This window comes from Priestia sp. YIM B13486, assembly GCF_042787865.1.
Taxonomy (GTDB): domain Bacteria; phylum Bacillota; class Bacilli; order Bacillales; family Bacillaceae_H; genus Priestia; species Priestia megaterium.
Genome location: NZ_JBHZOZ010000018.1, coordinates 27,651 through 50,000 on the forward strand (window position 1 = coordinate 27,651; position 22,350 = coordinate 50,000).

A 22,350-nucleotide genomic window follows, 5' to 3' on the forward strand; every position below is an offset into this window, starting at 1 on the left:
TTCACTTCACCTCTTTTGTTCTATAAATAAGACTCTGTCGCCACGATAATTAACTCTGTTATTCCGTCATGAGCATTTAAAATCTGATGTTCTTCAGAAGCTTGAAAATAGATGGTTTCTCCTTGTTTGGCTTCATATATTCTGCCTCCAAGCTTTACCTTCACACACCCGCGCAAAATGTAGCCAAACGTTTCTGAAAGGGAAGGCTCAAATCTCTTAAATGCACCCTTTTCATGAAGAATAAGACGAATCGGCTCCATTTCTTTTTCATTTGATTCATGCACAAGCCACTGAATATGGTAACCTTTTTCATCTTCGCAATAACTCGTGTAGTCTTCCTCTCTGTATACAACCTTTTGAACATGCGTATCAATTTCGAAGAATTCTTTCGGTTCGCACCCTAGCACTTCCAAAATACTAAAAAATGTTTCTAAAGACGGTGAACTTAAATCGCGCTCTAGCTGGGAAATATATCCTTTACTTAAATCAGTACGTTCTCCTAGCTCTTCTTGTGTTAAACCTTTTTTTAATCGTAAATTTTTAATTTTCTTTCCTATTTCCATACTCTCGATCCTCAACTGTATTTAAAATTAGCAAACAGCATGAATGATTGTTCATGCTGTTCCAAACTCAAGTTTTGTTTTACTTAACTTAAAGTTTACTTTTAACCTTAAAATATTATACATGAATTATTTTTTAGTACAACCTTAAACACTTAAAAAATAAAAACTCCTTTTATATTAAAAGGAGTTTTTATTTTTATTTATACAACTTATGCGTTTCGTACTGTTTCCCGGATAATGTATCAAACTCAACTTCATGGTAATCTTGAAGGTCTTTTGCAGCTTTTTTAGATAGCGCCGCCGGATCATCGACTAGCTTTCCTTTCGAATCTATATACATATTTGAACGAAAAGCCGGCACTTCTGTTTTCATTTGATTCAACTGATCGTAGAACAGATTACTTTTGTAACCAAGAGATTGAGCAAGCGTCGGAGCAATATAAATAGGACTCATCGTACCGAGATTTTTATCTATTTTCGTATCGTAATTAGATAAAAATAAGAGCGGCGTTTCATAAAATTTTTGAGATGTTTGCTGCGTTTTCTCGTTTCCAAAACCCGTTTCTTTGTAAGCTTGAAGGTTTTGGCCAAGCGCCGGCAAATGATCTCCCCAAAATACTACAATGGTCGGCTCGTCCAGCTTTTGAATTTCATCGTTCAATCGTTTTAAAGCAGCATCTGAACGTTTAATTCCTTCAGCATAAATTTCAATTTCCTTTTGCATTTCCGGTGATAACCCTTTACCGGTTACCTTAATGGTTTCCTGACCATTATACTTATCCGCCGAATAAGGAAGATGATTTGCAATCGTTACAGCATGCACAAATGCAGGCTTTTTCGACTGACGAAGCGTATCGAGTACTTCATCAACTACCGCTTCATCGGAAACAAACTCTTTGTTATCTTTTTGCGTATGCTTCATTTCATCAATAAACTTCACTTGATCAAATCCCAAGTTTGGATATACATTTTGTCTCATATAAAGCATGCCGCTGTTTGGATGCATAGCTGTTGTAGCATAGCCTTGCTTTTCTAAATAAGAAACAAAAGACGGATATTCTTTTTTACTCAATACATGCTGATAAGGAAGGCCTCCAGGGTTAAAGAAAGACAAAGAGTAGCTCGTCAGCGCTTCGAACTCCACATTAGCTGTTTCCCCGCCAAACGAAGGACTTAAAGACCATCCGGAAGGATATTTCTTTTGAAGTTCTCTTGTATTTTTCATTGGATCTTCAGAGAACGTCACGTTAAGCTTTGTTGGGTCCCAAAATGTTTCGTTCATCACAAACACAACGTTTGGTTTGACTTCAGTCTTGCTTTCTTGTGTTTTCTCTTCCTTTGACTGAATGCGCTTTGCCACTTTTGCCATAGCTTCTTCTGAGTAGTCATCCGGCTCTTGCAGCACATCTGTTTTAACATTTGAAATCATGCCAATAACAGGTCCATTATAGTAATAATTATTTTGCTGATTCCAAGGCATCAGCGCAGCATATTGATCATAATATTTTTGAGCAAACGAGTGTTCAAAGAATAAAAATGATTTCATTAAAAAGATGAGCGGCAGAATCATAATAATTCGAAGAAACCATCGAATTTTAATTTTCGGCAAGAAAAACCAAAGAGTAATCAGTACGATAATAGATCCAATAACTCCTATTACAATAGGAATTGAAATCGAATCTTTAATCATCGGAATAACTTCTTTTAACTGACTGGCCTGAATAAAATCGTTTGGGAACAATGGTTCATTTCGAAAGATTTTTTTGTAATAGTTTACGAGAGCTAAAATAAAATACAGAACAAAGGCAATCCCAGCCCCTAAATAAGCTTCCCCTACTAGCATAATGATCGCTAGTGTTAACAGCGAAAGCAAAAATACCGTAAAGAGATAGCGTTGAGGGTACGCCTGCATCCACTCTATTGTTTTGCCTGGGTTATGTATATCAATATGATAGACAACAAAAACCATGGCAGAAACAGCTGCTACTGCAATTGAAAACACAATTGCCGTAAAAATGGCATACCACTGCGAAGCTTGTATTCTCTCTATCTGATTAAACCGAAGTAGCAAATAGAAAGTGAGCGCCCATAAAACAAGGGAGCATCCCCCTATTAATACTACGAACCCAGCTGTATGGATTTGGGCCCAGTCAAACAATATCTTTGTGTCATTTGATACATTAAACATAACAACACTGTATAAAAAAACGCTAAGCAGCCCATACGCTGCCAGCATTGGCAAAGAACGATACAAATGTTTAAACATAACCTTAAGCCTCCTATTTACAATATCTTAACACTTTTAATATGATTTTAACATTCCTATCTCTCTCGCTTTCACGCCTAATTTCCCCATGATCATACCACTAACATTTCCCGAGAAATTTCACACGAAAAAAGCCCGCTTTTCTTATGAAAAGACGGGCCTCTTAGCCGTTTTATACGTATGTAAAAATTGCTGTTATGAACGTTCTTTCAACGCTTCTGCTTTTAGCAGATCGCGAATTTCTGTTAAGATCTCTTCTTCTTTTGACAGAACAGCCACTTCTTCCTCTACTTTCTCTTCTTCTTTTCTCTTAAAACGATTAAAGAAACGAATAAATAAAAAAATCGAGAATGCGACAATTAAGAAATCAACAATTGTTTGAATAAAAGATCCATATAATACCGTAGCATCTCCAACCGTGAAGGATAAATCTTTAAAGTCTATCCCTGCTAACAACAAACCAATCAGTGGCATAATAATATCATTTACAAGAGACGTTACAATTTTTCCAAATGCCGCTCCAATAATAACACCGACAGCTAAATCCAATACATTTCCACGCAAAGCAAACTCTTTAAATTCTTTAAGCATCTGTTTCTTCCACCTCCTGCCCTTCATTTCAAACTTTCATGATAATACATCCTAAATTAAACATACAAGGTGTATTTTCACTTTTCTCTTTTTCATGAGATATGTACCAGACCTTTAGTTGTATTTCTGCCCAGATTTTTACTTTATATTCCCTTATAAATAAAATGCACTTTCAGTTTTCATTCAGGAAAGATTCATATTCAGTCCATTTTCCTTTTATACACTAATAGCATGTAATTCACCAAATATGTAAATGAACAATAGAGGAGATGGCTAGAACGTGAGAAAAATTATACTGCGAGCAGCTGCTTTATGCCTCGTAGCTATTATCAGCATTTCTTATACAGCAAGTGCGGCGAATGCAAGTGAAAACGCAGCAAGTGGAGATTTAATTATTATTAATAAAAAAACAAATCAGCTTGCTTATTTTCATAATGGAAAGTTAGAAAAAACGTATTCAGTAGCTACGGGAAAAACATGGAGCGATACGCCGGTAGGCTTTTTCAAGATTGTTAACAAAATTAAAAATCGTCCTTACTATACAGGGCATATTGCAGGAGGCGCTTCTAATAATCATCTTGGCTCTCGCCGCTGGCTAGGGCTTAATGCAAACGGAACAACCGGCGACACATACGCTATTCATGGGAATAACTCAGAAGATAGCATCGGCAAATATGTAAGCCACGGCTGCGTACGAATGCATAATGCGGATGTCGAAGAATTATTCAATAAAGTGGCAGTAGGAACATCTGTAACTATTACGTATTCATCAAAAACCTTTGAAGAGCTGGCAAAAGTATACGGCTACGGACAGCTATGAAAAAATAAAAGCTTATCCAAGAAATCTGGATAAGCTTTTATTCTTCTCTATTCCCATACATGAGCTCCGTACTGTGTGAATATAGCTCAATAATATTCCCAAACGGATCTTCACAATAAACCAAGTAATAAGGTTTTCCTGGTCTTGTATTCCATACTTGGCTTCGCTTTTTACCGCCTGATTGTTCGATTTTATCCGCTAACTTTTCCACGTCATCGGCTATTAAGCACATGTGAAAATAACTTTGATACTGCTCATCGCTGTCTTTTAATACAAGAGGCATTTGCGGCTTATTAAATTCAAACAGTTCAATGCCTACCTGGTTGTCAGCTGTCATGTGAGCATTTTTCATTTTTTTGATATGAGACCCCAGTAAATCTTGAGTCATATTTTCAGCTTTTTCTTCCTCCGCATTAAACATATAAGGACCGGCAATCAGCTTAAAACCTAAAACTTTTCCATACCACTGCACGGCTTCTTCTACATCAGGTACAGCTAATCCAACGTGCGTAATAGCTACCATTTTATCACCCTCCTATACACAAACATTCCCTTTCTGCTAAAAGAAAAACAGCCCATTTAAAATGGACTGTTTACACATACTAAATTCATTCACGATTTTAAAGCATTATATTGAGCAATGATTTCTTTTGTTAAATCATTACTTGCCTCTAACCCACTAATCTCTTTTAATACATACTCAATACCATACTCATGAATATTCGCTTGAAGCTTCATAGCCTCTTTATCTTCTTGCGGGTCAAATAAAAGCGCAGCGGCAATAGCCTTTGCTAAATAGGTATAAGAAAGGCCCGATTTTTTTGCTTCTAGCGCTGGACGAATCAAACGATCCTGAGGTCCAAGCTTGCGAATTGGTGCTCTTCCTACTCTTTTAACTGAATCATTTAAACGAGGATTTTTAAAGCGTTCAATGATTTTAGTAATATAGGCTTTGTGTTCCTCTTTATCTAAGTCATATCTTTTAATTAGATAGTTTCCTGTTTCTTGTAGCGTTTGCTGTACTTGTTCATAAATATCTGAATCTCTTAACGTTTGATCAATTGTTTCTTTTCCTTTTAAATAACCAAAATATGCAATCACCGCGTGTCCCGTATTCACTGTAAATAACTTTCTTTCAATAAAAGGAGCAAGGTCAGGCACAATCGTCATTCCTTCTACAAAAGGAATATCTTCAGGTGCCTCTACTACCCATTCATAATAGGATTCTACTAAAACATCAAGCGAACCTTGATCATGTTGAATAGGCACGATACGATCTACAGCTGAATTGAAGAAAAAGACCTTATTTATCATATGAGCTTTTGTCTCTTCATCCAGCGCGTCAAAAATATAGCCTTTTAATAAATCTGTCGCAGAGATTTGATTTTCACATGCAATCACATATACATTTTCGTCGCTTGCTTTTACACGTTCAGCCAAACCTTTAGCAATTAAAGGAGCAATGCGAGGCAGAACGTTCGGTCCGATGGCCGTCGTAATGTACGTTGCTTCTTTAATCGCTTTAATGACCGCTTGTTCTTGTGTCAGATTATTTAAACCAGATACGTTTTGAACAGCTAATGTCTCGGGATGCTCTGCGGCTGTTATTACGTTATACCCTTCATCTATGTTTAACTGATTAATAATCTTTTCAGCAATATCTACGAATGTGACATGATAGTTGCTTTGAGAAAACAATGCCCCAATGAATCCTCGACCGATATTGCCTGCTCCAAAATGAACTGCTTGTTTCACAAAAATCATTCCTTTATCAAATTATTTCGAAGGTACTCATGAAACGTATCCTCTAGCTTTTTGCGAATTATCTCTTCGTTCGAAGACGAAAAAATCATCATTGCTTCATGGTCTTCAATTAAACTGGTACTAATTAAACTTAAAATTTCTTGCTGTGCTTCACTTAACTCTTCAGGTGCGAGCATTAATAGAAGGTTACGCGCCTGCATGTTTGTTCCGTCCATGCCTTTAACTGTGCAAGGCTGTTCTAAATGTGAAACTTGAAAAATCAGCTCGTTCACGTGATGTTCACGGCAATGGAACAGTGCCATACTCGTTTGCGGAATGCCTAAACCGCCTTTGTTTTCTCGTTCCTTAAGCTGATGAATAACGCAGCTGGCATTGGTTATTAAACGTTCTTTTTCAGCAGCTTTTACTACTTGCGAAATCACTTGATCGTGACTCACTTCACCCGAAAATCGATACATTCTAAGGTTTTGAAGAATTGATTCGATACTTCCATGCACATCTTTAATTTGCTTCATCGTTTCCTCAAAAGACGGTTTTTCTTTAGAAACAGTCTTATTTTTATATTGGAACGAGCGATAGTCCTTATCTTTGGTTAACTTTTGAATGTTTTTCTGTAAAAAATTCTGGACGGATTGAATATCCTCTTCGGTTAAGAGTGGATTGACTAAAATGTAATCGACATTTAAAAAAGGCAGTCTTACTGTTGAAATCACTACGTCATACCCTTCAAGCGCGGCTTCTTTGATTTCTTTTACCGATTTAATGACAACTGAATTAATCTCCGGAATCTCTTTACGAATACGGCTAGCTAACATTTTCGAGGTGCCAATTCCAGTTGGACAGACGATCAGTGCCTGAATTTCCATAACTTCTTCTTTTAGCACTAGCGTTGAACCGAAATGCAAAACAAGATATGCTACTTCATCATCTGGAAAAACTAAATGCGGCAGCTCTTGATCGATACTGTTTCTCACAGCCATAAATAAAACCGGGTACTTTTTCTTAATCTCTTCTGTTAATGGATTAAAAAGCTCCATTTTTTGCTTAAGACGAAAAATTGCCGGTTCCATATGAGCGAGCAGCCCCTGGTAAAGGGAAAAATCACCGGTTAAGTCGGTGTTAAGCTGAACAGAAACGTGAGCAATCATATTCTTAATAATCTGCCCAACCACTACGCTGTCGTAATATACGTCTCTAGTAGTTTGGAACTTTGCTGCACGCAGCCGCACTGCTAAGAAATGAATATCTTTTTCTGTAAAAGAAAGAGAAAATACCCGTTCAATTTCGCGGCAAATATCCTTCATTAAAAACATTTCACTCGCCAGTTCTTCCGTTTGGCCGCCGTCGTCTTCTAGATACATTTGCTTTTTCGTTCGCTGTATCATAATGCAAATATGAACAATGAGCCCTATATAATCGCTGTCAGCCAGCTTAGAATGATGCTGATTAATCGCTTGATGTACAATTCTGTCTACTTCTGCCAAATAATCCGGATAAAAATAGTGCAAAATCGTTTCATCCGTATGCTGCTGGTTTTCTGCTAAAAACATGCACTCAATTAACTCTTCATTAAAGTAAACAAGAAAATAATTAGCTAATGCTTTTCGTTTATTGGCTTCAGTAGCTTGAACCTCTACTCCCACCCCTCTCTTTCGTTGAAGGAAAACGTCAAATGTGGTTAACCACTCTGTTAATTCATCTAAATAAGCAGTGAGTGTAGTAATACTTACTTCTAAGTCTTTAGCCAGCGTTTGTAATTTAAATGAATCTCCTTCTTCTAGAAGAAGAATTAAAAGAATTAGTTTTCTTTCCTGTGGAGACTGATCCGTCGTTTTAATCTTCATCAGCTCTTGGATAAGGCGAAAAATTTGTTCATTTTTACCTTCAATCATTAGTCCTTCATCTTGCGTACGAATCAGCTTCAAATCAAATTTTTCAAGTATTGATTCAATTGCCTTCAAATCTCGGTGAACGGTTCTTACACTTACATTCAAAAAAGTAGCAAGTGTAAGGGCTGTATGTTTTCCTGCCGTTTTAATAATTAACTCAATGATTGATTTTTCTCTTGAAGTAATAAACAAGAACATCAACTCTTTTCTTATTTATAAACAAAGGATAAAAAGGCATTTCCATGCCTTTCTATCCCGTTAGTTACTTTGAATAATAGCCATTAATTCTTTAGCTGATTTGGCATGAACCATCTTTTCAATATTGTCCATATCAGAACATGTAATCGCGATACCAGATAAAATTTCTAAATGAGTGCCGTCTTTTCCGGCAATTCCAAAAATCAAACGAACTTTCTCACCATCAAAATCAACGCCTTCTGGCACTTGAATCACTGTAAAACCCGACCTTAAAACGTTCTTTTTCGCTTCTTCCGTACCGTGCGGAATCGCTACGTCATTTCCCATATAAGTAGAAGTCATATTGTCGCGCTCAATCATCGCTTCAACGTAGTTTTCTTCTACATATCCGCCTTTTACTAACACGCTCCCTGCAAATCGAATTGCTTCTTCCTTAGAAGAAAAGTGCTGATTTAAGAAAACGTTTTCTTCTTTTAATAAACCATCATTACTATCTGTATTATTTTCTGCAGATACTCTTTTTTCTTCTTCCGCTTTAGAAGTAGTATGATCATTTTTTAGTTGATCAATTAGTTTGTCATATTCCGGACTAGATAGAAAATTATCAACCGAGATATGATACGCATCTGGAACTTTGTTTTGAGCTCTTGGCGTCAGCTCTTCCTGTGTAATAACGATTTGAGCATCACTTGGAATATTACTGATGGCTGTATTCGTTACCGAAATATTTAAATCTGCTTGTTTAACTTTCTTGCGAAGAAGAGAGGCGCCCATCGCACTCGATCCCATACCTGCGTCACAGGCAAAAACAATTTTCTGAACGCTTGCTGGTACTTCTCCTTGCTGTTTTGTAAAGCTTCCTGCTACAGAGCTCTTCTTGCCTTTCATCTCTTGCATTTTGCGAGCTGCTTCATCCAAATCTTCTGTTTGCTTGCCCGTTTTTAAAATTAACGAACCTACAATAAACGATACGATGGCTGCAACGAGAACACCGGAGATATTTGCAACATAGCTGCCTGCATTACCTGGTGTAGCAGCTAAAATAGCCAAAATACTTCCCGGTGAAGCAACCGCTTGTAAGCCTCCGCCTAAAAGAACAAATGTAAATACGCCGCTCATTCCGCCTAAAATAGCCGCAATGATTAGAAGCGGACGCATTAAAACGTAAGGGAAGTAAATTTCGTGAATTCCGCCAATAAAATGAATGATGGCTGCTCCCGGCGCTGACTGTTTTGCTGTTCCTTTTCCAAAGAAGCAATACGCTAACAAAATTCCTAATCCCGGACCAGGATTTGTTTCTAATAACAATAGAATTGACTGTCCGTTTGTTCGAATTTGTTCTGCTCCGATCGGAGATAAGATACCGTGATTAATAGCATTGTTTAAGAATAAAATTTTAGCTGGTTCAATTAGAATACTTGTAAGTGGAAGAAGGCCATGTGCAACCATCCAATCTACACCCACTACAAGCGCGCCTGTAAATCCGTCCACGGCTGGACTAACTCCTAAAAAGGCTAGAATTGCTAGAATTCCTCCAAGAATACCTGCTGAGAAATTATTAATTAACATCTCGAATCCTGTTTTGACTTTACCTTCAATAAACTGATCAAACTTCTTGATGATATAACCGCCAAGTGGTCCCATAATCATAGCGCCTAGAAACATCGGAATATCAGATCCAACGATGACGCCCATGGTCGCTATAGCACCTACAACGCCTCCGCGCTGATCGTGGACAAGCTTTCCTCCTGTGTAGCCGATTAGCAGCGGAAGCAAATACTTGACCATTGGATCCACTAGTTTGGCAAGGCTTTCATTTGGAAAAAAGCCTGTTGGAATAAATAAAGCAGTAATAAGTCCCCATGCAATAAATGCTCCGATATTTGGCATAACCATTGAACTTAGAAAGTTCCCAAACTTTTGTACAGCTACTTTTATATTAGATTGAGCCATTTGCTCTCTTCCTTTCTCTAAGTGATGATACTTTAATCGTAAGAGATTAAACGCTTTCATTCAATGAATAGGAAAACTAACTTTGTCGTACCACAGACAGACAAAGCTTTTAATTACATAAAAAAGCAGCTGAACTGTCAAAGTTCAGCTGCTTTCTAACTTAATATTTATCTAATTCACTTACAGGAGATTGAATAATAACCGGATTTTTCTCTGGGTTTAACCATTTTAAAATAGAGACAACTTGTTCTTTAGAAGTAGCCGTACATCCTGCGGTATAATTTGTTCCTACATGGAAGAAGATTGCACTTCCCTTTCCTGGCGTTCTAGATTCGTTATAATTAATGACGAACCCATAGTCGTAAGCGGGGATGTCCATGTTCTCAGCGCTCGTCCAGCGGCCATTAGCCGGCTTTTGCTGCCACGTATTATATAGAGAGCTTTTTGAATCGTCTACCCACACATCATTTGCTGTAATCTTTCGATATGGAAGCTTAGTTCCAGGGTTTGCATAGCTTCCGAATGCTGTGCCAATTGTATATTTCCCTGTCGGAGATTCCATATCTCCTTCTTTTTTCGATAAAGCGAATCCTTTTTGTCCAAGTACACCGTTCGCAGTTAAAACTTGCTTCCATTTCCCATCAACTTTTTCAAACGTTTGAATTTTAGCAGACTTCGTATCGTAGTTATCTGCTGTAACCAAGATGACTTGCTGAGCGTTACCTAACGTTTTAAAAGAATCGACTACGAGTTTTGGAGACGCTGTAGCTGAAGCCTGTACATAGTCACTGCTTACATAGCCTGTGCGGCCGTTATAGTTAATTTTGTACCAGCTTCCGCTTTTGCTCACCACGGACAGCTTCTGGCCTTTTGTCACACTTCCTATGGATGCATAGCTAGTGCCCGCTCCGCTTCTTACATTCAGCGTGCTTGCCGTTACTGTGTACGCTGTGCTTTCTGCTGGCGGCGTTGTTGGGGCCGTTGTTGTTCCGGATGCTTGTACATAATCGCTGCTTACATAGCCCGTGCGGCCGTTATAGTTGATTTTGTACCAGCTTCCGCTTTTGCTCACCACAGACAGCTTCTGGCCTTTTGTCACACTTCCTATGGATGCATAATTGGTACCTGCTCCGCTTCTTACATTCAGCGTGCTTGCCGTTACTGTGTACGTTGTGCTTTCTGCTGGCGGCGTTGCTGTTCCTGATGCTTGTACATAATCGCTGCTTACATAGCCCGTGCGGCCGTTATAGTTGATTTTGTACCAGCTTCCGCTTTTACTCACCACAGATAGCGTTTGATCTTTCACTACGCTGCCGATAATCCCGTAAGTCGTTCCCGCTCCGCTTCTCACATTTAGCTTGCTTGCCGTTACTTTATATGTAACTGTCGCTGCATATGCCTTTTCTTGATTTCCTCCGATTGAGCCAAAGCCAGGCGTTACAGCCGTTGCAAGTGTAGCTGTTAACGCCATCCCCACCATTAATTTTTTCAACTGCTTTCCCTCCATTTATCTCTTATAAAATTCTACTATTTTCTATTCTTAATTCATTATCTTACCATATTCCAAAAGAAGGGAAAGGGTCAATAGATGCTTTTCACACGGCCTATAAAAAAAGACAGACCTCTTTGATAGGTCTGCCTCTTTCACTATTATCCTAAATCAACGTTGTGATATACTTGCTGCACATCTTCTAGGTCCTCTAATGCATCAATCATTTTTTCAAACTGAGCTTGTGCATCTTCAGGAAGAGTTACATCATTTTGAGCAAGCATCGTTTGCTCAGCTACTGTAAATTCCGTAATACCAGCATCGTTGAACGCTTTTTGTACCGCATGGAATTGATCCGGATCAGCATAAACAATTACAGAATCTTCTTCTTCTAAAATGTCACGCACGTCTACATCTGCTTCCATTAACAGTTCTAGCGTCTCTTCTTCATCCTTACCTTCTACACCAATAACAGCTGTTGGATCAAACATGTACGCTACTGATCCGCTTACTCCCATATTACCGCCGTTTTTACCAAAAGCAGCACGCACGTCTGAAGCTGTTCTGTTTACGTTATTCGTAAGAGCATCTACGATAACCATTGAGCCATTTGGTCCAAAACCTTCGTAACGAAGATTATCGTAATTTTCTTCTGATCCGCCTTTTGCTTTTTCAATCGCACGGTCAATAATTGCTTTTGGCACATTGTATGTTTTCGCGCGTTCTAATACAACTTTTAACGCTTGGTTTGATTCTGGATCTGGCTCGCCTTGTTTCGCAGCCACATAAATCTCACGGCCAAACTTGGCATATATACGACTTGTATTAGCATCTTTTGACGCTTTCTTTTCTTTAATATTGTTCCACTTACGGCCCATATTGTTTCACTCTCTTTCAAAATTGAATCTAATAAAATAAATAGGCAATGATATATCCGTCTTTATTATACATCAATTCCCTCTTATCTTTCGAGTTTAATACCTAAAAAAGACAAGCAATCTTTTGGTATATTTCATTAACTAAATAAATGAGAAAACCATTTGATAACCGGCTGAATGATTTTTGTATATACATTTTTAAGCGGTTTGTATATACATCTCATCCAAATCCACCGTAAAGGATAGTAGATCATATGAATTACGATCCACTTAACTCCTTTCCAGAAACAGAGAAATATACGCTGACAAAATGAAACCACAGGGATAACAATTTCATTGTAAAATGGCAGCACAACATATCTCCAGAAAAGATAACAAGGGTAACAAACTAGATACAACACAGGGTATAAAACGTACTTCCATATAAATCTAGTTATAGGCAAAAAACATCGTTTCCAAACGAAGAGAATAAAAGGATAGATGAGGACACTCCATAGCCAAGAAATAGGATAAACGAACAAGAAACGTATAATGTATCTCCAAATGAAATCAATGACAGGTTGAATAATTCTTGTTCCTATCCATATGAGGGGCTTAACGATAAAATATATCCATAGCTTACACAAAATTTGAAATACAAAATAAAAGGGAAAATACAAGACAAAAAAAATGCCTCGCAACACGTACTTTATACTTTGAGCTACTCCACTAATACTTTTCACTTCCTTTTTTATAAGTGAGTTTCGTTCATTTACCTACTCTATTATATAAAATAAATTGAGCAAGCAAATATATTTTTTAGTTCAATGAGAATTATATACAAAAACACCCTTCTATAATAGAAGGGTGTCTAGAACCTTATTATTCTACAGTAACTGATTTTGCTAAGTTACGTGGTTTATCTACATCGCAATCGCGGTGCAATGCAGCGTAGTAAGAGATTAATTGTAAAGGAATAACCGCTGCTAGTGGTGAAAGTGTTTCGTGAACTTTCGGAATCACGTAGCGATCTTCTTCTGTTTCTAATCCTTTCATTGAAATGATACAAGGATTAGCTCCACGTGCTACTACTTCTTTTACGTTACCACGGATGCTTAAGTTTACATGCTCTTGTGTTGCTAATGCAATAATTGGCGTATTGTTTTCAATTAAAGCGATTGTTCCGTGCTTAAGCTCTCCTCCAGCAAACCCTTCTGCTTGGATGTAAGAGATTTCTTTTAGTTTTAACGCACCCTCTAAACCTACATAATAATCGACAGAACGTCCAATAAAGAATGCGTTGCGAGTTGTTGCTAAGAATTGAAGAGCAATGCTTTCCATTTCTTCTTTGTCGTCGCAAAGTACTTCCATTGTGTTTGCTACGATTGCTAACTCTTGAACTAAATCAAATTCTAATTCAATGCCGCGTGTTTTTGCTGTTACAGCCGCTAGAATTGATAGCACTGCTAATTGAGCTGTATAAGCTTTTGTTGATGCTACAGCAATTTCCGGACCTGCATGAAGTAATAACGTATAATCAGATTCACGAGATAATGTTGATCCCGGAACGTTTGTGATTGTTAACGCTTTGTAACCTAGTTCTTTAATTTGAACTAATACTGCACGGCTGTCAGCTGTTTCTCCACTTTGAGAAATAAAGATAAACAATGGCTTTTCAGATAAAAGCGGCATGTTATAAGAGAATTCACTTGCTACGTGCACTTCTACTGGAACCTTCGCCCACGTTTCAATGAATTGTTTACCTACTAGGCCTGCATGATAGCTTGTTCCACATGCTACGATATAGATGCGGTCTGCTTCATCCATTGCTCCTAAAATGTCAGCATCAATGTGCAGTTCATTGTTCTCATTTTGATACTCTTGAATGATTTTACGAACAACTAAAGGCTGCTCATCAATTTCTTTTAACATATAGTGAGGGTACGTACCTTTTTCAATATCACTTGCATCAAGCTCTGCTGTATAAGGTGCTCTTTCTACCACTTCACCATCAAGCGTTTTAATTGTTACGCCTTCTTTTGTAACAATTACTGTTTCTTTATCCATTAATTCTACGTACTGATCTGTTACTTGAAGCATTGCCATAGCATCGCTCGCTACAACGTTAAATCCTTTGCCAACACCTACAAGAAGCGGGCTTTTATTTTTAGCTACGTAGATTGTATTTTTATCTTCGTTATCAACAAGAGCTAGTGCATAAGAACCGTGAAGCAAGCTCACTGTCTTACGGAACGCTTCTTCTACATCTAAGCCTTCTGCTGCGATTTTTTCAATTAACTGAACGATTACTTCTGTATCCGTTTCGCTTTTGAACGTTACATCTTGTAAATATTCACGTTTCAAAATAGCATAGTTTTCAATTACACCGTTATGCACAAGTGTGAAGCGTCCAGATGTACTTTGATGCGGATGAGCATTTTCTTGGCTTGGTACACCATGAGTTGCCCAACGCGTATGACCGATACCTGCTGGTGCTACAACACTGTTATCTACTGCCTGACGCAATTCTGCAATACGGCCTTTTTCTTTGAATACGTGTACGCCTTCATTGTTAACAACTGCAATACCTGCTGAGTCATAGCCACGATATTCTAACTTTTCAAGACCACGTAATAAAATTTCTTTCGAATCTTCTGTTCCAATATATCCTACAATTCCGCACATAGATAAAATCCTCCTTCATGTATGAAAAGAGAGTCTCTTTTCATCATCAATGATTATCATCTCAATGCTTTTGTCCAATAAGTCACCTCATTGTTTTTCACATCAAGTTTTCGGCCGTGATAATCAACAACCGGGAGGCATCCGCCGATACTTCGATAAACCTCCTCCTCGTCAACTAAGTCGTTTCCGTCCCTTTACTTAGTTCAGGCGCTTTGTATTCACTTTTAAACTAGATTGTTCACTCCTTTACATAAATTAAGAGACGAACAGATTTAATATTACAATAAGAAGTGAGAAAACGTCAATTATCTTCTTTACTATCTGTAAAAACAGCCTTTAGCATCAGATAATTTCCAAGAATTTTTCTCAACAATATAAAAATATGCATAAACGGCTTGAAACGTCACCGCTTATGCATATAATTAATGAATTACTCTAAGCCCATTTCTTCTTTTACTACTTCTACGATACGCGTTACATAAGTTTCACATTCTTCTTGTGTTTGTGCTTCAACCATCACACGTACTAACGGCTCTGTTCCTGAAGGGCGTACAAGTACTCGGCCATTACCGTTCATTTCTTTTTCCACTTCTTCAATAACCACTTTTACCTTCTCGTTATCTGTAACATGATGCTTATCTGTTACTTTTACATTTACAAGAAGCTGAGGATATTTCTTCATTTCGGCTGCTAATTCTGATAAAGGCTTTTTCGTTGCTTGCATAATATTTACAAGCTGAATAGCTGAAAGCATACCGTCACCTGTTGTGTTGTAATCTAAGAAAATAATATGACCTGACTGTTCTCCACCTAGGTTATATTGATTAGCTTTCATTTCTTCCACTACATAACGGTCGCCTACACCAGTTTGTGCACTTTCAATCCCGCTAGCTTCTAGTGCTTTATAGAAACCTAAGTTACTCATAACGGTAGAAACAAGCGTGTTTTTCTTTAAACGCCCTTGTTCATACAAGTATTTTGCACAAATGAACATGATTTGATCACCATCTACAATCTCGCCTTTTTCATCGATTGCGATTAAACGATCTCCGTCTCCATCAAATGCTAACCCAACATCCGCTCCTTTTTCTTTTAAGAAGGCACTTAATGCTTCCGGATGTGTAGATCCTACACCGTCATTGATGTTTAATCCGTTTGGAGATGCCCCCATTGTAGAGATATCTGCATCTAGATCTGCAAATAAATGTGCTGCTAAAGATGACGTTGCCCCGTGCGCACAGTCTAATGCCACATGAATACCTGAGAAGTCTTCATCAACCGTTTGTTTTAAGTATTGCAGATATTTTTGTCCACCTTCGAAGTAGTCATTTACCTGACCTAAGTCTCCCCCAACGGGTCTTGGTAATTGATCTGTGTCACTATCCATTAACGCTTCAATTTCATTCTCTTGGGCATCTGAAAGTTTAAATCCATCTGGACCAAAGAATTTAATTCCGTTATCTTGAACTGGGTTGTGCGAAGCAGAGATCATGACTCCTGCTTGTGCGCCAAGTGCTTTTGTTAAATACGCTACCCCTGGAGTTGAAATAACACCTAGTCGCATAACTTCTGCTCCAATTGAAAGCAATCCTGCAACAAGCGCTCCTTCTAACATATGACCAGAAACGCGTGTATCGCGTCCGATTAATACTTTTGGTCGCTCTGAATCTTTTGTTAGAACGTAACCACCTAAGCGTCCAATTTTAAAAGCAAGCTCAGGAGTTAATTCACTATTGGCAACTCCTCTTACTCCGTCTGTTCCAAAATACTTACCCATTAATTTTCTCTCCTTCATGTCAAAACATTTAGTTTCCTGATGTATTATCTGTCTGTCCATCTACGGGTGTAGAATTTTCATCACTTTGATTATTACTACTGTCGTCACCAGTTTCTGTACTATCTGTTGGTGTATCTGTATTGTCTTCAGGTGTATCAGTCTCTTCGCTTGGTTTATCAGCTGAATCACCTGAATTTCCCGTCCCAGGATTTGTTCCTGATCCAGTTCCCGTGTCTGGCTTTGTTTCTTTATCGCTCGTACTTCCACTTGTTTCTTTATCTGTTTGCTCATCATTTGTCCCTGATTGTTTTTTCGCTGTTACACGAACTTTTGCCTGTTTAGTCGATAGAGCTGATGTAACGGAGTCGGGACTATTTATCATAATAGGAACCGTGTGCTCCCCGGCAGATAAATTCCCTACATTCGCTGACAAGCTAATGCCGCTTTTCGTCAACTTATCTAAATCAGATTTTGGTCCTTTTACATCCGCATCTACTGAAGTAGGAGAAAGCAGTTCATACGTGTACTTTGAGGATTGACCAGTTAAAGAAACCGGTAAATTCTTAAATGACTTAGTCTCAGCTGCACTTGCATCCGTTTCTTCTGCGTCTTTCTCATCACCTTGTTTGTCTACTTCCACATGAACGGTAATTTGTTTAGGACTTACACTATCTATTCCGTCTGGAACAGGGACGTTCACCTTAATATCTTTAGATTTCGTAATACCGGTAACATCGACTGGAATATTATCAATTTTATCGATTTTTTCTAAAGAATCAGATGGACCGATAATTTTTACTGTATCTGTTTTAGGCTCTAGCTTCGTAATGTTGACACCGTCGCCTGGCGTGCCTTCTTGAACCACATCGATCGGCACTTTTTTACTAATATTTCTCACTGGGATTGTTACATTGACCGTTTCTGGTTGAACTGTTACGTTCAATTTATTTAAATTCTTGTCTAGTGCGACAACAGTTGCTTGTTTCGTCACTGTTTTTGAAGCATTATCTAAATCAATAATAGCTTTCACATAAGCAACTTGGTCCAATTGACTTGATGCGCCCGTTACCGTGACGGCTCTTGGACTAACAGTTGCTTCCCCTGCTTCATATCCATTCTTGACCTTGTTTTTATCATAGCTTGCCTCTACTGAAAACTGTTTTGAATCGCGTTCTTCAATTGTTACGTTTACAATATCAGGCTTAACCACTACGTTTAAATTATCAGAGATATTTCGATACTGAACCTTGACTCTATGCTGCCCTAAGCTTAAATTATCAAGGTCAATATAAGCTTGATAATCTTTTTGTAGCTTTGTTTGAGCCAAAATATTTTTAGGACCTTCCAGTGTCATAATCACCGTATCCGGAACACCTCTTACAATTCTGTTCTTCTCATTATAGGATACTTGAACCGGAACATCTGTTAATGTTTCTACTCCAGTGTTGGCAGAACTGCTTCGGTTCAGAATCTTATTTGATGAACTGGCACCATCATCTAAATTAACAGATAAATATAACATGAAGGCTAACAGCAACGCGATAATTTTCATAACCCACGATCGATTCATCAATTTATCCATTCTTCTTCAACCTCCATTGCCAACGAGTGGAAGAAGTTGCTTTAGAAGTTGTGACTAATTCTTTTTCTAGCATTTCTCTCAATGTATCAATTGTCAATTCACGATACAATTCACCATTTTTGGTAACGGAAATGCCTCCAGTTTCTTCAGATACAATGACAGTCACACTATCTGTTACTTCACTTATTCCTACAGCAGCACGATGGCGAGTACCTAATTCTTTTGAAATAAAAGGACTTTCAGATAAAGGTAAGTAACATGCTGCAGCGGCTACTTGATCCCGCTGTAAAATAACCGCTCCATCATGAAGTGGTGTATTTGGTATAAATAAGTTGATTAATAATTCAGAAGAAATATTAGAGTTGAGCGGTATACCTGTTTCAATATAATCACCCATACCCGTCTCTCTTTCGATTGAGATCAATGCACCTATGCGTCTTTTAGCCATATAATGCGTTGCTTTTATAATCGCCTCAATCGTAACGGTACGTTCGTCTTCTTCAGGCAAATTACTGCGTGAAAACAAACGTCCTCTCCCAAGCTGTTCAAGCGCTCGGCGCAGCTCTGGCTGGAAGATAATAATGATAGCTAAAAACCCATACGTTAACGCTTGGTCCATTAACCATTGCAGCGTATTTAGTCCAAGGAAGTTACTTATAAAGCGAACAACTAAAATCACCGTAATTCCTTTTAAAAGCTGTACTGCTTTTGTACCTCTTATGACCATAATTAATTTATATATGACGAACCATACCAGGAGAACATCAACAATTTTTCCTAAATATGAGAGGATTGGCAGGTCTCCAATAGGCATCTTCTCACTTCCTCTATATATGTAATAAAGATAACATAACCGTTTTATTATACCATAAAACAAAATTACACTGTAAATTACATCTTATTTTTAAATCCTTGTTCCTATATAATGTAGCCTTCTTTTTATATAAATAAAACCGTCCACTGTTCCTCTCTAACAAGATAAGCGGACGGTTTTATGTTTCAACTATTAAAAGTCAACAGCTTGTTTGGCATGAGTTTTGACGTTATACCATACCCAGTCAAAAATCTTGTCTAACTCTTCAATATTGCCTGTCACTTCTCCTGCAGAAGCTAGATACTTATCACCATGTATAACAGTAACGTTTCCATCTACTTTTCCTTCAATTTTAATATCGCCATTTCTCACAGTAATATCACCTTTGACGGTCTCACCTTTTGGTACAACGACTGTTTTATCGTGAATGACCAAGTTCGGCTGCTTTGAAACAGAAAAGTCTTCATCCGTTTCCCAAGCTGAAAACACGGTGCCGGACATTAACAGCACAAATACAGCAGCTGCACTAAGAATCGGGTGGTTTGTAAACCATCTATTCATTCGAATTCGATTCTTCTCACGTGGTAACCCAGCCATAACACCTGCTGTAAAGTTCATAGGTAATTCTATATGAGAAGTGCTTTGCACAAATGCAATGGTTCTTTTTAACTGATGCATATGCTGCTGACAACCTTTGCATTGATGCAAATGCTCTTTTAATAACAGTTCATTTTCTTTTGTAATATCTCCATCTAAATGCTCATGAATGAGATTTACATACATTTTTGGACATTTCATTCTTAGTTCACTCCTTACAAGTGGCGAAGTCGATTTCTTAAAGCTTCACGTCCTCTGTGAATTCTAGTCTTTACCGTACCAAGAGGCAGGTCTAAAATATCGCTGATTTCTTTTAACGACAGCTCATCTATATATTTTAGGACAATGACAGTTCGATATTTCTCAGGTAGCTTTAATATTTCCGACTGAATGAATTCTTGCAATTCTACTTGCTCTAGTTCTTCCTCTGGTAAGGCCTGATCGGCAGCTATTTGAGAGTACATATTTAACCCGTCGGTCCCGGCTACTTCTGCATCTAAATAATAGTCTGGCTTTTTTTTACGAATTCGATCAATACAAAGATTTGTAGCAATTCGATATAACCAGGTGGAAAACTTTTTACTCGTGTCATAGCTATGAATATTTACATAGGCTCGAATAAACGCTTCTTGGGCAGCGTCTTGGGCTTCTTCCCGGTTTCCTAACATTCGATAACATAGATGAAAAAGTTTATCCTTGTGATATTCTACTATGTCAGCAAACGCATCCTGGTCACCTTTTTTTACTTTTTTTATTTTTCTTTTTAATAATAAATCCATGTAACGGTTACCTCCGCCCATTGCGGGATAGTATATATACGTGTACTTTATCATAAAGTTTCACTTATGCTTAATTATTTTAACAAAAATTTGTCAAATACGTTTAAAAAGATCATACGTAGGTTATGTAATTAGTATAGATGAAAAGAAGAGGAGTGGAAAGCTTGACTCATACAAAAGAGAACCTTTTGAATCAAATTGAAGAATGCAGAAATAACATGGTCACTCTTGCAGCAGAAAACCCTTTATCATCACTAACAGTAGTGAGAGTCAGTTCAGAGCTAGATGGTTTATTAAATGAATATGAAAAGTTTTTCTCTATATAAAGAAGCTCTCGAATCCGAACTAAGAGCTTCTTTTTTTTATCTTCATATATATTTTATGTACCTTTTGGTAGGTACTAATGTTTTATACTAATTTCTCTCCTAAAAGTGAGCCCATTAATGCAACAGCTACGGTAGCTGTTTTATTCCGTTCATCTAAAATAGGATTCACTTCCACAAACTCAGCAGAAGTGATTAGCTGAGATTCTGCTAACATCTCCATAGCTAAATGACTTTCTCTGTAGCTTATTCCACCGATGACCGGCGTTCCTACTCCAGGTGCATCATGTGGATCCAATCCATCTAAATCGAGTGATAGATGAACGCCATCTGTTTTATCACGCAAATATAAAATTGTTTCTTCCATTACTTTTGTCATACCCATTCGATCTATCTCATGCATCGTATACACTTTAATCCCTTTTTCCTTTATTAACTCTTTTTCTCCTTCATCTAAAGAACGTGCTCCGATAATCACAATATTTTCAGGCTTGACTTTAGGTGTATAACCACCAATTCGAGTCAATGCGTCGTCTCCTATACCTATACTTGCCGCCAATGGCATACCGTGAATATTTCCTGAAGGAGACGTATCTGCTGTATTCAAATCTCCGTGTGCATCATACCAAATCACGCCCAAGTTTTTATAATGACGACTTACTCCTGCTAGTGTTCCGATAGCGATGCTGTGATCTCCCCCTAGCACTAAAGGAAACCTTTTATTTGTAATAACATCACTTACGGTCTGAGCAAGCCTCTCGCTAGCATCTGCTACAGCTTTTAAATTCTTTAAGTTTGTATTTTCATCACTATGTACTCGTTCAGCTAAGGCAATTTCAATATTCCCTTTATCTTCTACACTATATCCAATATTCTCGATGCGTTCAATAACACCTGCATATCGTATCGCACTTGGCCCCATATCCACCCCTCGGCGAGTTTGACCTAAATCCATTGGTACTCCAATAATTGAAAGCTTATTCATAATATGTCCCCCCATCACAAATGTTGCTACTCTCCTATTGTAACGGCTAAATGAGCGATGGCTCAACTCGACACTTTTTTGAATATATATACAATTCTAATTTGTAAAAACTACACAAAAAAACCTTTAAGCAATTTGCTTAAAGGTTATACGTTTATATGTATGGTGGAGCCTAGCGGGATCGAACCGCTGACCTCCTGCGTGCAAGGCAGGCGCTCTCCCAGCTGAGCTAAGGCCCCAATATCTTTTTTTATATAGAAATGGAGCGGAAGACGAGGTTCGAACTCGCGACCCCCACCTTGGCAAGGTGGTGTTCTACCACTGAACTACTTCCGCTTATTAAAATGAGCCATGAAGGACTCGAACCTTCGACCCTCTGATTAAAAGTCAGATGCTCTACCAACTGAGCTAATGGCTC

At 38.0% G+C, this 22,350-nt stretch carries 18 protein-coding genes and 3 tRNA genes; 2 read left to right on the forward strand and 19 right to left on the reverse strand.

The features are described 5' to 3' along the window. Nucleotides 1-20: 20 nt before the first annotated feature. The 3 genes from ACFX4G_RS26315 to mscL all read right to left on the reverse strand — a co-directional run bounded on the left by ACFX4G_RS26315 (nt 21) and on the right by mscL (nt 3,420). Complete coding sequence (locus ACFX4G_RS26315) at nt 21-563, reverse strand: helix-turn-helix domain-containing protein (RefSeq protein WP_013054985.1); 543 nt, start codon at nt 561-563, stop codon at nt 21-23. 196 nt (nt 564-759) lie between these two features. Continuing rightward, a complete protein-coding gene (locus ACFX4G_RS26320; protein ID WP_377577981.1) occupies nt 760-2,829 on the reverse strand; it encodes a sulfatase-like hydrolase/transferase in 2,070 nt (689 codons plus the stop codon). Nucleotides 2,830-3,024: 195 nt separating this feature from the next. Then, entirely contained in the window at nt 3,025-3,420 is a 396-nt protein-coding gene (gene mscL, locus ACFX4G_RS26325) for a large conductance mechanosensitive channel protein MscL (RefSeq protein ID WP_043977792.1), read from the reverse strand. Between the two features lie 280 nt (nt 3,421-3,700). Between mscL and ACFX4G_RS26330 the strand changes: the two genes are divergently transcribed. Continuing rightward, complete coding sequence (locus ACFX4G_RS26330; protein ID WP_230185242.1) at nt 3,701-4,240, forward strand: L,D-transpeptidase; 540 nt, start codon at nt 3,701-3,703, stop codon at nt 4,238-4,240. Between the two features lie 37 nt (nt 4,241-4,277). On the opposite strand, the gene ACFX4G_RS26335 is transcribed toward ACFX4G_RS26330, so the two are convergent. From ACFX4G_RS26335 to sigW, 12 genes are all read right to left on the reverse strand, one after another. After that, the gene (locus ACFX4G_RS26335; RefSeq protein WP_075422356.1) at nt 4,278-4,763 is read right to left on the reverse strand and encodes a VOC family protein; all 486 of its coding nucleotides are present in this window, start codon (nt 4,761-4,763) and stop codon (nt 4,278-4,280) included. Nucleotides 4,764-4,852: 89 nt separating this feature from the next. After that, entirely contained in the window at nt 4,853-5,995 is a 1,143-nt protein-coding gene (locus ACFX4G_RS26340; RefSeq protein WP_377577984.1) for a mannitol-1-phosphate 5-dehydrogenase, read from the reverse strand. Nucleotides 5,996-6,000: 5 nt separating this feature from the next. Further along, nucleotides 6,001-8,091, reverse strand: coding sequence for a BglG family transcription antiterminator (locus ACFX4G_RS26345; RefSeq protein WP_377577987.1), 2,091 nt, complete (start codon nt 8,089-8,091; stop codon nt 6,001-6,003). Between the two features lie 60 nt (nt 8,092-8,151). Further along, nucleotides 8,152-10,044 (reverse strand): PTS mannitol transporter subunit IICBA, encoded by a 1,893-nt coding sequence (locus ACFX4G_RS26350; RefSeq protein ID WP_097825559.1) that lies wholly within the window; start codon nt 10,042-10,044, stop codon nt 8,152-8,154. A 160-nt stretch (nt 10,045-10,204) separates the two neighbouring features. Beyond that, entirely contained in the window at nt 10,205-11,536 is a 1,332-nt protein-coding gene (locus ACFX4G_RS26355) for an SH3 domain-containing protein (protein WP_377577990.1), read from the reverse strand. 158 nt (nt 11,537-11,694) lie between these two features. After that, nucleotides 11,695-12,411 (reverse strand): YebC/PmpR family DNA-binding transcriptional regulator, encoded by a 717-nt coding sequence (locus tag ACFX4G_RS26360; RefSeq protein ID WP_013054976.1) that lies wholly within the window; start codon nt 12,409-12,411, stop codon nt 11,695-11,697. Nucleotides 12,412-13,272: 861 nt separating this feature from the next. Then, a complete protein-coding gene (gene glmS, locus ACFX4G_RS26365) occupies nt 13,273-15,075 on the reverse strand; it encodes a glutamine--fructose-6-phosphate transaminase (isomerizing) (protein WP_043977775.1) in 1,803 nt (600 codons plus the stop codon). A gap of 430 nt (nt 15,076-15,505) precedes the next feature. Then, nucleotides 15,506-16,852: a phosphoglucosamine mutase gene (gene glmM / locus ACFX4G_RS26370; RefSeq protein WP_013054973.1), complete on the reverse strand. Its 1,347-nt coding sequence runs from the start codon at nt 16,850-16,852 to the stop codon at nt 15,506-15,508. A gap of 28 nt (nt 16,853-16,880) precedes the next feature. Further along, nucleotides 16,881-18,434 carry a CdaR family protein gene (locus ACFX4G_RS26375; protein ID WP_097825458.1) on the reverse strand — a complete coding sequence of 518 codons (1,554 nt, stop codon included), beginning with the start codon at nt 18,432-18,434 and terminating at the stop codon, nt 16,881-16,883. Further along, complete coding sequence (cdaA, locus tag ACFX4G_RS26380) at nt 18,427-19,248, reverse strand: diadenylate cyclase CdaA (RefSeq protein ID WP_013054971.1); 822 nt, start codon at nt 19,246-19,248, stop codon at nt 18,427-18,429. Before cdaA ends, ACFX4G_RS26375 begins: the two co-directional genes overlap by 8 nt. A 192-nt stretch (nt 19,249-19,440) precedes the next feature. Beyond that, nucleotides 19,441-20,046: an anti-sigma factor family protein gene (locus tag ACFX4G_RS26385; protein WP_013081391.1), complete on the reverse strand. Its 606-nt coding sequence runs from the start codon at nt 20,044-20,046 to the stop codon at nt 19,441-19,443. Nucleotides 20,047-20,060: 14 nt separating this feature from the next. Further along, complete coding sequence (gene sigW, locus ACFX4G_RS26390) at nt 20,061-20,624, reverse strand: RNA polymerase sigma factor SigW (protein WP_013054969.1); 564 nt, start codon at nt 20,622-20,624, stop codon at nt 20,061-20,063. A 155-nt stretch (nt 20,625-20,779) separates the two neighbouring features. Here sigW and ACFX4G_RS26395 point away from each other — a divergent pair, with 155 nt between their 5' ends. Continuing rightward, the gene (locus ACFX4G_RS26395; RefSeq protein WP_223260213.1) at nt 20,780-20,950 is read left to right on the forward strand and encodes an aspartyl-phosphate phosphatase Spo0E family protein; all 171 of its coding nucleotides are present in this window, start codon (nt 20,780-20,782) and stop codon (nt 20,948-20,950) included. Between the two features lie 82 nt (nt 20,951-21,032). On the opposite strand, the gene rocF is transcribed toward ACFX4G_RS26395, so the two are convergent. The 4 genes from rocF to ACFX4G_RS26415 all read right to left on the reverse strand — a co-directional run bounded on the left by rocF (nt 21,033) and on the right by ACFX4G_RS26415 (nt 22,350). Then, nucleotides 21,033-21,932, reverse strand: coding sequence for an arginase (gene rocF / locus ACFX4G_RS26400; RefSeq protein WP_013054967.1), 900 nt, complete (start codon nt 21,930-21,932; stop codon nt 21,033-21,035). A 163-nt stretch (nt 21,933-22,095) separates the two neighbouring features. After that, nucleotides 22,096-22,171 (reverse strand) — tRNA-Ala (locus ACFX4G_RS26405). Nucleotides 22,172-22,193: 22 nt separating this feature from the next. Next, a tRNA-Gly gene (locus ACFX4G_RS26410) sits at nt 22,194-22,268 on the reverse strand. A gap of 9 nt (nt 22,269-22,277) precedes the next feature. Further along, nucleotides 22,278-22,350 (reverse strand) — tRNA-Lys (locus ACFX4G_RS26415).

Bases quoted from the DNA above. Each gene is read 5' to 3' on its own strand.
- ACFX4G_RS26315 (WP_013054985.1), bottom strand. From the start codon at position 563: ATGGAAATAGGAAAGAAAATTAAAAATTTACGATTAAAAAAAGGTTTA.
- ACFX4G_RS26320 (WP_377577981.1), bottom strand. From the start codon at position 2,829: ATGTTTAAACATTTGTATCGTTCTTTGCCAATGCTGGCAGCGTATGGG.
- mscL (WP_043977792.1), bottom strand. From the start codon at position 3,420: ATGCTTAAAGAATTTAAAGAGTTTGCTTTGCGTGGAAATGTATTGGAT.
- ACFX4G_RS26335 (WP_075422356.1), bottom strand. From the start codon at position 4,763: ATGGTAGCTATTACGCACGTTGGATTAGCTGTACCTGATGTAGAAGAA.
- ACFX4G_RS26345 (WP_377577987.1), bottom strand. From the start codon at position 8,091: ATGTTCTTGTTTATTACTTCAAGAGAAAAATCAATCATTGAGTTAATT.
- ACFX4G_RS26350 (WP_097825559.1), bottom strand. From the start codon at position 10,044: ATGGCTCAATCTAATATAAAAGTAGCTGTACAAAAGTTTGGGAACTTT.
- ACFX4G_RS26360 (WP_013054976.1), bottom strand. From the start codon at position 12,411: ATGGGCCGTAAGTGGAACAATATTAAAGAAAAGAAAGCGTCAAAAGAT.
- glmS (WP_043977775.1), bottom strand. From the start codon at position 15,075: ATGTGCGGAATTGTAGGATATATTGGAACAGAAGATTCGAAAGAAATT.
- glmM (WP_013054973.1), bottom strand. From the start codon at position 16,852: ATGGGTAAGTATTTTGGAACAGACGGAGTAAGAGGAGTTGCCAATAGT.
- ACFX4G_RS26375 (WP_097825458.1), bottom strand. From the start codon at position 18,434: ATGGATAAATTGATGAATCGATCGTGGGTTATGAAAATTATCGCGTTG.
- cdaA (WP_013054971.1), bottom strand. From the start codon at position 19,248: ATGCCTATTGGAGACCTGCCAATCCTCTCATATTTAGGAAAAATTGTT.
- ACFX4G_RS26385 (WP_013081391.1), bottom strand. From the start codon at position 20,046: ATGAAATGTCCAAAAATGTATGTAAATCTCATTCATGAGCATTTAGAT.
- sigW (WP_013054969.1), bottom strand. From the start codon at position 20,624: ATGGATTTATTATTAAAAAGAAAAATAAAAAAAGTAAAAAAAGGTGAC.
- rocF (WP_013054967.1), bottom strand. From the start codon at position 21,932: ATGAATAAGCTTTCAATTATTGGAGTACCAATGGATTTAGGTCAAACT.